This window comes from Sulfitobacter sp. M85 (genome assembly GCF_029285915.1).
GTDB classification, from domain to species: domain Bacteria; phylum Pseudomonadota; class Alphaproteobacteria; order Rhodobacterales; family Rhodobacteraceae; genus Sulfitobacter; species Sulfitobacter faviae.
In genome coordinates this window covers 150180-165238 of the sequence record NZ_JABECQ010000006.1, presented here as the reverse complement: position 1 = coordinate 165238, position 15059 = coordinate 150180, and the positions used below count along the sequence as shown (strand labels likewise).

Below are 15059 nucleotides of genomic sequence, written 5' to 3'. Positions count from 1 at the left end.
TATCGTGACACTTGATCTCAAAGGTGTATCCTTGCTCGGCTGTCGGGCACTGCCATGAACAGTGCGCCGCGTTTCGACCCTTTTCCGCCCCAGTCGCAAAGGGATATCCTTTCGCAATCTGCCCGAAAGGCCCTGCGCCACGCGGCGCGGGCCGAAGAGGCGGGCACCGCCCCGATCAGCGGCTCTATCGACATTCTGCGCGACGCGGGGCTGATGCTGGAAGATGGCGCCACGGCGCCTTTGCGCACCGCCCATGCGCTGATGCAGATCGGTGCCGCCAACCTCAGCGTCGGCCGCTTATGGGAGGGCCACGTCAACGCGCTGCGCCTGATCCGCCTATACGGCAGCGCGGCGCAGGCAGAGCGAGCGAAGCAGGTGATCCGGCAAGGTGGGCTTCTGGGCGTTTGGGGGGCCGATGGCGGCAATCCGGCGCGTTTCGAGAAGGGTGTTTTGAAGGGTGAGAAGATCTTTGCCTCCGGCCTCGGCACTGTCACCCATGCGCTCGTCTCGCTCAATTCCGGCCCTGAGGTGCAGCTTGCGCTGATCGATGTGACCGACCCCGCCCGCGGCGATGCCTCCCAATGGGACATGCTGGGGATGCGGGCAACGGCCTCGGGGACCTATAATTTTTCCGGCCTGCCTCTTGAGGATGACGCGCTTATCGGTGCTCCCGGCGACTATCTGAAAGAGCCGCATTTCGTCGGCGGCGTCTGGCGGATCGCAGCGCTTCAGGCGGGCGCGGCGGCGGGGTTGATCGATGCGGCGGCCACTGCTCTGCGGGACATGGACCGGCTTGAGGCCGAGGCCCAATTGAGCCGCCTGATGCAGGTGCTGATGCGGGTCTGGGCTGGTATGGCATTGGTCGAACGCGCCGCTCTCGCCAACGCGGATGACCACGCGGAGGAGACGCTCGTCAGCGCCTCGATCGCCGCGCGGATTTATACTGAGGAAGTCGCCCTCGACGCGATCAAAGCGGTGGAGCAGAGCCTTGGTTTGCGCCATTTCACCGGAACTTCCGAGACAGGTCGCATGGCGCGCGATCTTTCGGTCTATTTGCGCCAAGCCGCGCGCGACGCCTTCCTGCAACGGGCCGCTCGCCATGCGCTTTCGAGTGACCAGACGGTTTGGGGTGTCTTTGGATGAGCCATAACGCCCCCCTCGCCGAGGCTCTGTCGGGCCGCGAAAAGATTGTGGTTCTGGCGCCGCACCCGGACGACGAAACACTCGGCTGCGGCGGGCTTGTGGCCCGCGCTTTCGCAGGGCCCGGGGCGCATGTCATTTGCGTGACCGATGGCGGCGCCAGCCACCCCGGCTCCCGCGCATGGCCTCCGGCCCGATTGGCCGAAAGGCGACGCGCGGAATTGGCAGAGGCGCTTGATCTCCTTGGTGGCGGCGCAGCGGATTTGACATGGCTCGGCCATCCCGACAGCCGATTGCACGAAGTGCCTGCCGACGCCATCCTGACCGAGCTGATGCAGGTAATCGACGCGCAAACGGCACGCCACGTCTTCGTCCCGGCCCGCGAAGACAAACATTGCGACCACCAAACCACCGCGTCACTGGCCGACGGCCTGCGCGCGCAGCGCCCCGATCTGCATTTTCATAGCTATCCGGTGTGGAGCCGTTTCGACGATCCGAACTTTGCCGAGAACACGGCAGGCTACGCCCCCCTCACCCTCGACACCGCCGCCTACCGCGAAGCCAAGAGTGCCGCGATCCGCGCGCATCGCAGCCAGCTTGGCCAAGTCGTGCAAGACGATCCCGAGGGGTTCGTTCTGCCCGAGGCGATGATCAACCTCTTCGCACAGCAAGACGAAATCTTTTGGAGGATGCCGTGATGGGTGTGGGGTTGGATCATCTCCAAGGTCTCTATGCCGAGACGAGCGATCCTTGGGGGTTCGAACATAGCGCCTATGAGCAGGCCAAATTCGCGGCGACGCGGGCGGCGCTTTCGCAAGATGGCTACCGATCGGCCTTTGAACTCGGTTGCGGCAATGGTCAACTGGCACGCCACCTGATCGACATCTGCGCGCGCTATACCGGGATGGACGCCGTGGCCAGCGCCCTGACCGCCGCGCGCAAAACGGTGCCAGAGGGGCGCTTCGTCCAAGGGTTCTATCCCGGCCCCCTGCCCGAGGGGGACTTCGATCTGCTGATCCTCTCCGAAGTGCTCTATTTTCTGGATCATGCGGGGCTGGACCAACTGGCGACCGACATCGCAACCCGCTGGCCGCAGGCCGAGATCATCTGCGTGACTTGGCGCGGTGACACCGGCAATCCGTTGCAAGGGGAAGAGGCGCTGAACGGCTTTGCCAAGGCGCTCGACACCCATGCCTTCACCTGCGTCAGCAAGACCGAGAACTACCGCATCGACCGCGCCTTTCCGGAGGGTGACAGATGAGTTTCGAGCGCTGGAAAGACACCGCGATCATCATCCCCGCCCGGAACGAAGCGGAGCGGATCGGCGATTGCCTCACCGCCCTCGCCCCCCAGTGTAACGACCGTGTCCACGTGATCCTCGTGGTGAACAACACCGATGACGACACCGCCAAGATCGCCACGGCAGCGGCAGGGCGGCTTGGCATCGACCTCACCGTGCTCGACCTCACCTTTCCCCCCGGCATGGGGGTCGGCGCGGCACGGCGGAAGGGCTGCGCCGTGGCGCTCGAACAGATGCCTCATCTGCGCCAGATCCTGACCACCGATGCCGATTGCCGCGTCAGCCCCGATTGGGTCGCGCGCAGCATTCACCACCTCCAACGCTTTGATGCCCTCTGCGGCAGGGTCACGCTGAACCCCGAAGAGGCCGCCTGTTTGTCGCAGCAAGACCCCATGTTTGAGGCCCATGAAATGGCCTACCGCCGCTTGGTGCTCACGCTCTACGCGCGGCACGCCCCGAACTGCGCCGATTTGCAAGGCAGCCACGGCGAAGCGCCGGGGGCCAGCCTTGGCTTTACCCGCGACGCCTATGAGTCCGTCGGCGGTTTCGCCCCGATCCCCTGTGGCGAGGACCGCGCGATCATCCGCGCCCTGCGGGCCGCGGGCCGCCGGGTGCATCACGCGGATGATGTCTGGGTCGAAGCCTCTTGCAGGCTTGTCGGGCGGGCGGCAGGCGGCATGGCCGATACGCTGCGCACTCGGCTGAGCGGGGCGGGCTATCTGGCCGATGACTGTTTGCCGGATGCGGGCTGCTTGCTGGAGAAACTGCGCCGGGGGGCCTTGGGCTGCTGGCCGGTGCAGGTGCCAGAGGCTGAACGCATTCCGGTCGATGAACTGCCCGCGCATATCGCGCTGCTGCGGGGCTTTTTGGACAAGTCCGCGGCCCGTGAGACAGCCGCCCCCCTCGCACCGGAGGCGGGAGGTCCCCGCCCGCGCGAGAACTTTCCCGCCCGCCGGGCAAAAGCATCGGAACCCCTCGCCGCGGGGGTGGTTGAACTCTCATAGGGTCGGGCAATCACCGCCGGCACTGGAGCGGCCCTCTCGGCCCGCCACATATTAGCAACAAATCCTCCCGATTATATTCCGGGGGCGCTGTGGAGAAAGATCATGACAGACAAAGCACTTGGCAAAGGCGGCGAACCCCGCCAGCAAACCACGGACCGCGAAAAGACGATGACGACCGCGCAGGGCGGCCCGATCGCGGATGATCAGAACTCACTCAAAGCAGGTCCGCGTGGCCCGGTCTTGATGGAAGACCATGTATTCCGCGAGAAGATGTTTCATTTCGACCATGAGCGCATTCCAGAGCGTGTCGTTCACGCCCGCGGCTACGGCGTGCATGGGCATTTCGAGCTGAAAGAAGCGATCCCCGAACTGTCCTGTGCCGATATCTTCCAGCGCGTCGGCGAAAAGACCCCGACCTTCACCCGTTTCTCCACCGTGGCAGGCAACAAGGGTTCTTTCGATCTGGCCCGCGACGTGCGCGGTTTCGCGACGAAGTTCTACACGCAAGAAGGCAACTGGGACCTCGTCGGCAACAACATCCCCGTGTTCTTTATCCAAGACGCGATCAAGTTCCCCGATCTCATCCACTCCGTCAAACCCGCCCCTGACCGTGGCTTCCCGCAGGCGCAGTCGGCGCATGACAACTTCTGGGATTTCGTCTCGCTCTCGCCCGAGGCGATCCATATGACGCTGTGGCAAATGTCCGACCGTGCGATCCCGCGCTCGTTCCGCTTTATGGAAGGCTTCGGCGTGCATACCTTCCGGCTGGTCAACGCCGAAGGCAAATCGCATTACGTCAAGTTCCACTGGAAGCCCAAACAGGGTCTGCAATCGGTGGTCTGGAACGAAGCGCTCAAGATCAACGGCGCGGACCCGGATTTCCACCGCCGCGACATGTGGGATGCGATCGACGCGGGCGATTATCCGCAGTGGGATTTGGGCATTCAGGTTTTCGACGACGAATTCGCCGATAACTTCGAGTTCGACATCCTTGATGCCACCAAGATCATCCCCGAAGAGCAGGTGCCGGTGCGCATCATCGGGACGCTGACGCTTGACGCCAATGTCGACAACTTCTTCGCCGAGACCGAGCAGGTGGCCTTTTGCACCCAGAACATCGTGCGCGGGATCGACCACACGAATGACCCGCTGCTTCAGGGCCGGAATTTCTCCTACCTCGACACGCAGCTTAAGCGTCTCGGCGGGCCGAACTTCACCCATATTCCGATCAACGCGCCGAAATGCCCGTTCCACCACTTCCAGCAAGACGGCCATATGGCGATGCACAATCCCAAGGGCCGCGTGAACTACGAGCCCAACAGCTGGGGCGAGGATGACGGCCCGCGCGAGAACCCCGAGATTGGTTTTCAGAGCTACCCGGCCGAAGTCGAAGGCACGAAACAGCGCGTGCGGTCCGAGACGTTCGCTGACCACTACAGCCAAGCGCGGCAGTTCTACATCAGCCAGACCGAGATCGAGCAGCAGCATATCGCGGCGGCCTATACCTTCGAGCTGTCGAAATGTCAGGAAGAACGCATTCGCCTGCGGATGCTCTCGCATCTGATGAACGTCCATGACGATCTGGCGAAACAGGTGGCCGAAGGCTTGGGCGTGACCGAGATGCCGGAACCCGCCAAACCCGCGCGGGAGCCGATCACCGATCTGCCGCCGTCGGATGCGCTCAGCATTCTAAAGAACGCGCCGAACAGCTTCGCGGGCCGCAAGTTGGGTCTGTTCCTGACCGAAGGCGCGGATGCCTCGGTGGTGGAAGCCTTGGAAAAAGCCTTTGCCGATGAGGGCGCGATGGTCGCCATCGTGACGCCGCATATCCAAGGGGTGACCCTTTCGGACGGCAGCACCCGCGAAGCGGATGAGAAGATCGACGGCGGCCCCTCGGTGGTCTTTGACGCGGTGGCCTTAGTCTTCGGTGAAGAGAAAGCCGATAAGATCGCCAAGAACAAACCGGCGCAGGATTTCGTCTCGGACGCCTTTGCGCATAATAAGTTCATCGCCTGGACCAAAGCCGCCGATCCGCTGCTCAACGCCGCCGGGATTGAGAAGGACGAGGGCACGATCGAGGTCTCTGCCGATAATGCGGACGCGTTCCTTCAAACCTGCCGCAAACTTCGGTTCTGGCAGCGCGAAGAAAAGCTGAACTGGGAATAAGATAACACCGGGCCGGGGCGGCGATGCCCCGGCCCTTTTTCTAGCGCCGATGCACCTGTGATGAGGGCGAAATCGCGTTCGCCGTGTCCTGAAGGCGCGGCAGAATCTCGGCCCTGATCCGCTCCCGCGTCCAAGTATGCGCCGAGACCGAACATTGCACCGCCGCAAAGGCCCGCCCATCCGGGCCGGTAATCGGACAGGCCACCCCGATCTCGGACAAAATCATCTGATCGCTGGAGATCGCATAGCCCTGCTGCACGGCCTCACCGATGCTGTTGCGGATCGTGGCGCGGTCCATCGTGGTGCGCGCGGTAAAGGGTTTGAGCGGCCAAGTCTCGATCGCTTCTTCCCGGTCCTCGGGCGAGAAGGTCGAGATGATCGCCCGCCCCGCCGACGTCGAAAGCGCAGGCAACCGCCGCCCGATCACCGTCGCCGCGAAATAGGTTCGCTGGCAGGGCAGTCGGCTGACGTAGATGATATGATCGGTCGAAAGCTCGGCGAGGTTCACCGTCTCCCCGATCTCTTGGCTGAGGTCGATCAGCTTGGGAATCGCCTGCCCCACCAATTGATCCGACCAGTAATAGGCATAGGCCAGCTCCAACCAAGCATGAGACGGGCGGTAGCGCCGCGTGGCTGGATCCTTTTCCAACATCCCCTCGATATGCAGCGTATTCGCCAGCCGTTGAACCGCGCTTTTGTCCAATCCGCTGCGCGCGGCCAGCTCGACCAACGACAATTCCGTATGCGATTCATCGAAGGCGCGGAGCAGCCGCAGCCCCTTGGCAAGCGACCCGACGTAGAGGGTATTTTGCTTCTTTTCCAATCACCTACCCCGAAATCTGGCCCAATTGTTCAAACCGGGGCTTGACGTATGTCGATCTGATTGCGTTTATTAATCGTATTGCGATACCAAGTATTATTATATGATACGAGACGCAAGTCAAAAAGATACGGAACCGAATTCGTTAACCAGCAGGGGAGTTGACCATGAAATCCACGGTCCTGAAATCAACCATCACCGGGCTTGTCCTGGCCGCCGCCACGGGCGCGGCTTGGGCGGACAAAGCTAATGACACGCTGAATGTCGCCTTCACCAAAGAGCTTGAGAACGTCGACAGCTACTTCAACTCGTCCCGCGAAGGCGTGGTGCTGCAACGCGCGGTCTGGGATGGTCTGATCTACCGCGATCCGGTCACCAACGAATACATGGGCAACCTCGCCACCGAATGGGAATGGGTCGACGACACGACCATCGAATTCAAACTGCGCGAAGGCGTGAAATTCCACGACGGCTCGGACTTCACCGCCGATGACGTGGTCTTTACCGTGAACTACGTGGCCGATGAGGCCAATGGCGTGAAAACGCAGCGCAACGTGAACTGGATGAAATCGGCTGAGAAGGTCGACGACTACACCGTGCGCATCATGCTGAAAGAGAAGTTCCCGGCGGCGATCGAATTCCTTTCCGGCCCCGTTTCGATGTATCCCAGCGACTACTACGAAGAAGCCGGCCCAGAAGGCATGGGCCTGAAACCCGTCGGCACTGGCCCTTACAAGGTGACCGAAGTCGTCCCCGGCCAGCACTTCAAACTGGAAGCCTATGAGGGCTACCACGACAGCCCCAAGGGCAAGCCCAGCATCAAGAACATCGACATCCGCACCATCCCGGATGTGAACACGCAGATGGCCGAACTGTTCAGCGGCTCGCTTGATCTGATCTGGCAGGTGCCTTCGGACCAAGCCGAGAAACTGGCCGAGCGGGATGAGTTCCAAGTCTCCAACGAATCCACCATGCGCGTGGGCTATCTGACGCTCGATGCGGCGGGCCGGTCCGAGGACAGCCCCTTCACCGACGTGCGCGTGCGCAAGGCTGTGAACTATGCGATCAACCGTCAGGAACTGGTCGACGCGCTGCTTAAAGGCAAATCCAAAGTCGTCTACACCCCTTGCTTCCCCAGCCAGTTCGGCTGCGACGAAGACGCGGCGGTGAAGTATGAATACAACCCCGAGAAGGCCAAGGAATTGCTGGCCGAAGCTGGCTACGAAGACGGTCTGACCATCGACTTCTACGCCTACCGCGACCGTGAATATGCCGAGGCGATCACCAGCTATCTGAACGCTGTGGGCATCGATACCAACTTCAAGATGTTGCAGTATTCCGCCCTGCGCGAGCAGAACATGAAGGGCGAAACCGCCGTGTCGTTCCAAACATGGGGCAGCTATTCGATCAACGACGCCTCCGCCATGGTCAGCCAGTTTTTCAAACATGGCTCGCTCGACTACGCGATGGACGACGAAACGCTCGAATACCTCAACATCGCCGACAGCTCGACCGACCCTGAGGTCCGCAAAGAGAACTACTCCAAGGCGATCGAACGGATCACCGAGGAAGCCTATTGGGCGCCGATGTTCTCCTACAACACCAACTACGTGACCACCAACGAGGTGGAATACACGCCCACAGCCGACGAAGTCCTGCGCTTCACCACGGCCAGCTGGAAGTAAACCAATCGGCGGGGGCGCCGTGACCGGTGCCCCTGCCCTTCTCCCCTTCCGCACCCAACCCAGACCCACGCGGCAGGCCCTCGCCTGCGGCGCAGCCTCAAGGTAGTTGCACCCGTGCTTCAATTCATTCTCAAACGATTGGGACTGGCCCTTCTCGTGGCCTTCACCGTGTCGTTTATCAGCTTTAGCCTGCTGTTCCTGTCGGGCGACCCCGCCGCCGCGCTGGCCGGTGAAACCGCCAGTGGCGAAGATATCGAGGCCCTGCGCCGTCTCTATGGTTTTGACCGGCCCATGCTGGTGCAATATGGCGAATGGCTGTTTTCGGCCCTTCAAGGCGATTTCGGCGAGAGCTACTATTTCCGCCTGCCCGTCGCCTCGCTCATCGCCGACCGATTGAGCGTGACCATGACGCTAGGGGTCTGCGGGATCACCTTCGCGTTGCTGACCGCCGTGCCCTTGGGCGTGGTCGCCGCGATCCGCCCCAATTCGATCATCGACCGTGTGGCCCTGTTCATCTCGGTCGCCGGCCAAGCGATGCCGAGCTTCTGGTTCGGCCTCATCCTGATCGTGGTGTTTGCCATCCAACTGGGTTGGCTGCCACCCTCGGGCACCGACACATGGCGGCATTTCATCCTGCCGACCGTGGTGCTGGGCTATTACGCCATGCCCGCCATCATGCGCCTGACGCGCGCGGGCATGCTGGACGTGCTGAACTCCGACTACATCCGCACCGCGCGGGCCAAGGGCGCGAACGAGCGCCGGGTGCTGTTCCGCCATGCGCTGCGCAACGCGATCATCCCCGTGGTCAGCCTCGCCGCCGTACAGATGGGCTTCATGCTGGGCGGCTCCATCGTGGTTGAGTCGATCTTCGCGCTCCATGGCGCGGGCTATCTGGCGTGGGAGAGCATCGCGCGCAACGACCTGCCCACCGTGCAGGCGCTGATCCTGATCTTCTCGATGTTCTATATTGTTTTCACCTTCCTCGCAGACGTGCTGAACGCATGGCTCGACCCCCGCATGAGGAGCAGCTGACATGGCCACGGCAAGCACACATGACAGCCTTTTGGACGAAATCACCGGCCCGACCCCCGGCCAGATGCTGCGCAAGCGCATCTTCGGGCACCAAGGTCTGCTGATCGGGGCGGTCGTTCTGATCATCCTCACGATCATCGCGATCCTCGCGCCTTGGATTGCCCCGCATGATCCCTATGCCCAAAGCCTGATGACCCGGATGGAGCCCCCCGTTTTCATGGGCGGCACATGGGAGCACCCCTTGGGCACCGACCATCTGGGCCGCGATTACCTGTCGCGCCTAATTTACGGCGCGCGGATTTCGCTGCTGATCGGGGCCGTGGCGGCGCTGATCTCGGGTCTGATCGGGACCGCGATGGGCGTGGCTGCGGGCTACTTCGGCGGCAAGGTCGACGCGGTCGTAACCTTCCTCATCAACGTGCGTCTCGCGATGCCGGTGGTACTGGTGGCGCTGGCCGTGGTGGCGATCCTTGGCGGATCGCTGCAAGTGGTGATCATGGTGCTGGGCCTGCTGCTGTGGGACCGTTTCGCGGTGGTCATGCGCGCCTCCACCATGCAGGTGCGGCGGCGCGAATACGTGGCCGCGGCACAGGTCATCGGCGCCTCCACCCCGCGCATCCTCTTGTCCGAGATCATGCCCAACATCGCCAACAACCTGATCGTCGTCGTAACGCTGGAGATGGCCCATGCGATCCTTCTGGAAGCGGCACTCTCGTTCCTCGGCCTTGGGGTGCAACCGCCGACGCCGAGCTGGGGGCTGATGGTCTCCGAAGGCAAGAACATGATGCTGTTCGAGCCGTGGCTCGTGCTGATCCCGGGCGCCGTGCTTTTCGTGCTGGTGCTGGCGATCAACCTGATGGGTGACGGTCTGCGCGACGTCACCGCCCCCGAAAACCGGAGCTGACCCATGACAGAACCACTTCTGAGCGTCCGCAACCTGCGGCTCGATATTCCCACGGGCGGCGGCACCCTGCATGCGGTGCGCGGGATCGACTTCGACCTCAACCGTGGCGAGACCCTGTGCATCGTCGGCGAAAGCGGCTCAGGCAAATCGCTCACCTCGCTGGCGCTGATGGGGCTCTTGGGCAAATCCATCAAACGCCGCGCGGATCGGATGACCTTTGACGGGACCGAGTTGACCACCGCGAGCCAAGGCCAGATGCGCAAGCTGCGCGGGGCGCGGATGTCGATGATCTTCCAAGAGCCGATGACCTCGCTCAACCCCGCCTATACCATCGGCGATCAGCTGGCCGAGGCGCTGCTTTTGCACCGCAAGGTCAGCCGCCAACAGGCGCGGGACCGGGCGATTGAACTTTTGGAGAAAGTCGGCATCACCGCCGCCGAGAGCCGCTTGTCGCAATATCCGCACCAGCTGTCAGGCGGTCTGCGCCAGCGCGTGATGATCGCCATGGCGCTGATGTGCGAGCCGGAGCTGATCATCGCGGATGAGCCGACCACCGCGCTCGACGTGACCATTCAGGCGCAGATCCTGCGGCTGCTCCACGATCTGGGGCGCGAGATGAACATGGCCGTGATCCTGATCACCCATGACCTCGGCGTGGTGGCCCGCGTGGCCGACAAGGTCGCGGTGATGTATGCGGGCGAATTGGTCGAGACCGGCCCGGTCGGAGACATCTTCAACGCCCCCTCGCACCCCTACACCCGTGGGCTTCTGCGCTGCATCCCGCTCCCGGGCAAGACCGACCGCGGCGCGAAACTGGGCACCATCCCGGGCATCGTGCCCTCGCTGGTGGGCGAGGTTGAGGGCTGCGTCTTCCGTACCCGCTGCCCGCATGCCGTCGCCGAATGCCGTGGCGACATCCCCAAACGCGAGAACGGCAACCATGCCTTCCGCTGCATTTTCCCCGATGGCAAACGCCAGTCCGAGAAGGAGCTGACCGTATGAAGGACAGCGTGAACACACCCCCGGTGCTGGAACTTTCCGGCGTCAGCAAGACCTACCGGGTGAAACAGGGCATGTTCGGCAAGGTCAAACCGCTCACGGCGGTGAATGACGTGTCGCTGCAATTGGGCAAGGGGGAGGTGCTGGGCCTCGTCGGTGAATCCGGCTGCGGCAAATCCACCCTTGCCAAGATCCTCTTGGGGCTGGAGGAGCCAACCGCCGGTCACGTTAAGATCGACGGTGAGGAGATCACGCAGCAGGGCCGTCTAGCGCTGGCACGGCGGATCCAACCGATCTTTCAAGACCCCTATTCCTCGCTCAACCCGCGCAAGAGCATCTATGACGTGATCTCTCTGCCGCTGCGGGTGCACAACATCGGTGATGAGGAGAGCCGCAAGAAAAAGGTCAAAGAGATCCTCGACGTTGTGGGCCTGCCGCAACGGGTGATCAACACCTACCCCAGCCAGATGTCGGGCGGCCAGCGCCAGCGCGTCGCCATCGCCCGCGCGCTCATCATGAAGCCCGAGGTGGTGATCTGCGATGAGCCGACCTCGGCGCTGGATGTGTCGGTGCAGAGCCAGATCCTCAACCTGCTGGGCGAGCTGCGCGAGGAGTTCGGCCTTACCTATCTCTTCATCAGCCATGATTTGGCGGTGGTCGAACACCTCGCCACCCGCGTGGCGGTGATGTATCTGGGCGAGATCGTCGAGCAGAACTCGGTCGCCGGGCTCTTTGACGCGCCGCGTCACCCTTACACCAAGGCGCTTTTGAAATCCGTGCTGACACCCGAGCCCGGATTGGGTGTGCCCGACACCCAGCTTGGCATGGCCTACCCGAACCCGATCGCGCCGCCGCCCGGTTGCCATTTCCACCCGCGTTGCCCGCGCGCGACGGATCTGTGCAAGCAAAAGGCACCGCGTCACACCCCGATCCCGCAGGGGCATGTCGCCTGCCATCTGCACGATCCGGAAACCCCCATGTACGAACAAGAGTAGTCCCATGTCATCGAACCTGTCGCACAGCAGTCAAACCCGCAAAACCGTCATCGAAACCGAACATGGCGTTGTCGCCGCGCAGCATCGGTTGGCAGCAATCGCGGGGGCCGAGGTGCTTGCGGCAGGGGGCGATGCGGTGGATGCAGCTGTGGCCACCTCTTTCGTCATCGGCGTGTTGGAACCTTGGATGAGCGGCCCTGCGGGCGGCGGGGCGATGATGCTCTGGCGCGCCGAAGAAGGCCAAGCCCATGCACTGAACCACGGCATGCGCAGCCCCGGCGCGCTCGACCCGGCGAATTATCCGCTGAGCGGGCGGGGCAAGGCGGGCGATCTCTTCCCATGGGAGCATGTGGAGGGGGACCGCAATGTCCAAGGCGCCACTGCCATCGCCGTGCCCGGCGTGGTCGACGGGCTGGGCCAAGCGCATGAACGTTTCGGCAAGATGCCTTGGGGCGAGCTGCTTTCCCCGGCGGTTGAACATGCCCGCAAGGGTCTGTTGGTGGATTGGTATGCCGCGTTGGTCATCGCCTCTTGCACGCGCGCCCTTGCGCAGGATGCGGATGCGGCGGACCTCTTTCTGGAAGACGGGCAATGGCCGACGATCAGCGGCTGGACCGCGCTGGCCGAGAAACGGCTGGACCAATCGCGCATGGCCGACAGCCTTGACCAGATCGCGCGGCACGGGGCGCGCGCGCTCTATGATGGAGACCTTGGTGCCGCGATGGCGCGGGATGTGCAGGAGAAAGGCGGCTGCCTCAGCCACGACGACCTGCAAGCCTACCGCGCCGAGTTCAGCGCGCCGCTCGACTTCGCCTACCGCGATGCGCGCTTCCACGTGGTGCCGGGGCTGACCGCCGGGCCGACCTTCCGCGACACCTTTGCCTCTCTCGCGACCGAAGACCTCGGCCAAGCCCCCGGCCCCGACAGCTATGCCGCCATGGCCGAGGCGCTCAAAGGCGCCTATGCCCGCCGCCTCGGCTCCATGGGCGATACCGGCGAAAGCCCCGAGGCGCCGGGCTGCACCACGCATTTCTCGGTCGTCGACCGCCACGGAAATATGGTGGCGCAGACCCAGACGCTGTTGTCGATCTTCGGCTCGCGCGTCGTCTCGCCCTCCACCGGCTTTTTGATGAACAACGGCATCATGTGGTTCGACCCGGTTCAGGGCCGCCCGAACTCGCTGGGGCCGAACAAGCGCTGCCTAATGAACGTCTGCCCGGTGATCGGCGAACAGGGCGACAAACGCTTCGCCTTCGGCGCCTCCGGCGGGCGCAAGATTTTGGGCGCGGTGGCGCAACTGTCCTCCTTCGTCACCGATTTCGACATGTCGCTCGAAGACAGCTTCCACGCGCCGCGCATTGACGCTTCGGACGCCAACCAGCTCATCGCCGATGAAAGCCTGCCGCGCGATGTGCTCGACCGGCTGCGCGAGAACAATGAGGTCGCCGAGACCAAACGCACGATCTTTCCCTACGCTTTCGCCTGTCCCGCAGGCGTAATGCGCGCGGGCGGGCAGAATTCCGGCTGCACCGAGATCATGTCGCCTTGGGGCGACGCCATTTCCGAAGATATGACAAAGGACATTGAAGCATGACCCGCGATCAAGCGATCGAAGCGATCTCGACCTATTTCGATGAGGGGACGTTCCAAGCCGAACTGGCCAACCTCGTCTCCTACGAGACCGAAAGCCAGAACCCCGACCAAGCCCCCGAACTGAAACGCTATCTGGTCGAGACGATGGAGCCGCGGCTGACGGCGATGGGCTTTGCCTGTCGCTTTCACGACAATCCCGACCCGCGCGGCGGCCCCTTTCTGGTGGGCGAGCGCCGTGAGGGGGACGACCTGCCGACCGTGCTGACCTATGGCCACGGCGACGTGATCCGCGCCCAGACCGACCAGTGGCGCGAGGGGCTGCATCCTTTCAAACTGGTCGAAGAAGGCGACAAGCTTTATGGACGCGGCACCGCCGACAACAAGGGCCAGCACCTGATCAACATCGCCGCCATCGAAGCGGTGCTGAAAACCCGTGGCAAGCTGGGTTTCAACTGCCGCATCGTGATCGAGATGAGCGAGGAGACCGGCAGCGCAGGTCTGCCCGAGTTCTTTGCCGAACACCGCGAGGAACTGACCGCCGACGTGCTCATCGCCTCGGACGGGCCGCGGCTGCAACCCGAAGTGCCGACCATGTTCATGGGCTCGCGCGGGGGCGTGTCGTTTGATCTGATCGTCGACAAACGCGAAGGGGCGCATCACTCGGGCAACTGGGGTGGCTTGCTGGCCGATCCTGCGATGATCTTGGTGCAGGCCCTGTCGACCATCACCGACAAACGCGGGCAAATCCAGATCCCCGAATGGCGGCCCGACAGCCTGACCCCCTCGGTCCGCGCGGCGTTGAAAGACCTGCCGATCGAAAGCGATGACGGCCCCGCCATCGACAGCGATTGGGGCGAAGAAGACCTGACCCCGGTCGAGCGCGCCTATGGCTGGAACAGCTTTGCCATCCTCGCAATGAAAAGCGGCGTCCCCGAAGCGCCGGTCAACGCGATTTCGGCCCATGCCACGGCCACTTGCCAATTGCGCTATGTGGTCGGCACCGATCCCGAAGACATCCTGCCAGCGCTGCGCCGGCACCTTGATAAACAGGGGTTCGAGGATGTCCGGATCGAACCGCATGACCGTGGCTTTTTCCGCGCGACGCGGCTGGATGCGGATCACCCTTGGGTCAAATTCGTGGCTGACTCTCTGACGAAAAGCGCCGGGAAAGCGCCGCATATCCTGCCCAACCTCGCAGGCTCGCTGCCAAATGACAGTTTCAGCGATATCTTGGGTCTGCCCACCGTCTGGGTGCCGCATTCCTACCGCAGCTGTTCGCAGCACGCGCCGGACGAACATGTGCTAAAACCCGTCTGCCGCGATGCGCTGCGGGTGATGGCGGGCGTGTTCTGGGACTTGGGCGAAGGCAATACGCCGCCGCGCGCCGCCTAAAATTACCGGGCCGGGGCCGTGGCCCCTGC

Annotated in this window: 13 protein-coding genes; 12 read left to right on the top strand and 1 reads right to left on the bottom strand. The window is 63.1% G+C overall.

The genetic code is table 11. The features are described from left to right. Positions 1–54 precede the first annotated feature (54 nt). The 5 genes from HKX24_RS13465 to HKX24_RS13445 all read left to right on the top strand — a co-directional run bounded on the left by HKX24_RS13465 (position 55) and on the right by HKX24_RS13445 (position 5610). Positions 55–1143 (top strand): acyl-CoA dehydrogenase, encoded by a 1089-nt coding sequence (locus HKX24_RS13465; protein ID WP_271694039.1) that lies wholly within the window; start codon positions 55–57, stop codon positions 1141–1143. Continuing rightward, a complete protein-coding gene (locus HKX24_RS13460) occupies positions 1140–1838 on the top strand; it encodes a PIG-L family deacetylase (RefSeq protein ID WP_271694040.1) in 699 nt (232 codons plus the stop codon). The genes HKX24_RS13465 and HKX24_RS13460 overlap by 4 nt, the downstream gene beginning before the upstream one ends. Then, the gene (locus tag HKX24_RS13455) at positions 1838–2401 is read left to right on the top strand and encodes a class I SAM-dependent methyltransferase (RefSeq protein WP_271694041.1); all 564 of its coding nucleotides are present in this window, start codon (positions 1838–1840) and stop codon (positions 2399–2401) included. Before HKX24_RS13460 ends, HKX24_RS13455 begins: the two co-directional genes overlap by 1 nt. Next, on the top strand, positions 2398–3444 hold the full coding sequence (locus HKX24_RS13450) for a glycosyltransferase (RefSeq protein ID WP_271694042.1): 1047 nt from the start codon (positions 2398–2400) through the stop codon (positions 3442–3444). The genes HKX24_RS13455 and HKX24_RS13450 overlap by 4 nt, the downstream gene beginning before the upstream one ends. Positions 3445–3546: 102 nt before the next feature. Beyond that, positions 3547–5610 (top strand): catalase, encoded by a 2064-nt coding sequence (locus HKX24_RS13445; protein WP_271694043.1) that lies wholly within the window; start codon positions 3547–3549, stop codon positions 5608–5610. Between the two features lie 40 nt (positions 5611–5650). On the opposite strand, the gene HKX24_RS13440 is transcribed toward HKX24_RS13445, so the two are convergent. Next, a complete protein-coding gene (locus HKX24_RS13440) occupies positions 5651–6433 on the bottom strand; it encodes an IclR family transcriptional regulator (protein ID WP_271694044.1) in 783 nt (260 codons plus the stop codon). Positions 6434–6597: 164 nt separating this feature from the next. Here HKX24_RS13440 and HKX24_RS13435 point away from each other — a divergent pair, with 164 nt between their 5' ends. The 7 genes from HKX24_RS13435 (at position 6598) to HKX24_RS13405 (ending at position 15030) form a co-directional block, all read left to right on the top strand. Further along, positions 6598–8115: an ABC transporter substrate-binding protein gene (locus HKX24_RS13435; protein ID WP_271694045.1), complete on the top strand. Its 1518-nt coding sequence runs from the start codon at positions 6598–6600 to the stop codon at positions 8113–8115. Positions 8116–8229: 114 nt separating this feature from the next. Further along, a complete protein-coding gene (locus tag HKX24_RS13430) occupies positions 8230–9147 on the top strand; it encodes an ABC transporter permease (RefSeq protein WP_136720362.1) in 918 nt (305 codons plus the stop codon). Position 9148: 1 nt separating this feature from the next. After that, a complete protein-coding gene (locus HKX24_RS13425) occupies positions 9149–10051 on the top strand; it encodes an ABC transporter permease (RefSeq protein ID WP_271690227.1) in 903 nt (300 codons plus the stop codon). Between the two features lie 3 nt (positions 10052–10054). After that, the gene (locus HKX24_RS13420) at positions 10055–11053 is read left to right on the top strand and encodes an ABC transporter ATP-binding protein (RefSeq protein ID WP_271693882.1); all 999 of its coding nucleotides are present in this window, start codon (positions 10055–10057) and stop codon (positions 11051–11053) included. Further along, positions 11050–12045, top strand: a complete 996-nt coding sequence (locus tag HKX24_RS13415) for an oligopeptide/dipeptide ABC transporter ATP-binding protein (RefSeq protein ID WP_209219165.1) — start codon at positions 11050–11052, stop codon at positions 12043–12045. The genes HKX24_RS13420 and HKX24_RS13415 overlap by 4 nt, the downstream gene beginning before the upstream one ends. 4 nt (positions 12046–12049) lie before the next feature. Further along, positions 12050–13639 carry a gamma-glutamyltransferase gene (locus HKX24_RS13410; RefSeq protein WP_276154044.1) on the top strand — a complete coding sequence of 530 codons (1590 nt, stop codon included), beginning with the start codon at positions 12050–12052 and terminating at the stop codon, positions 13637–13639. Beyond that, complete coding sequence (locus HKX24_RS13405; protein ID WP_271693884.1) at positions 13636–15030, top strand: M20 family metallopeptidase; 1395 nt, start codon at positions 13636–13638, stop codon at positions 15028–15030. The genes HKX24_RS13410 and HKX24_RS13405 overlap by 4 nt, the downstream gene beginning before the upstream one ends. The last annotated feature ends 29 nt before the right edge of the window (positions 15031–15059 follow it).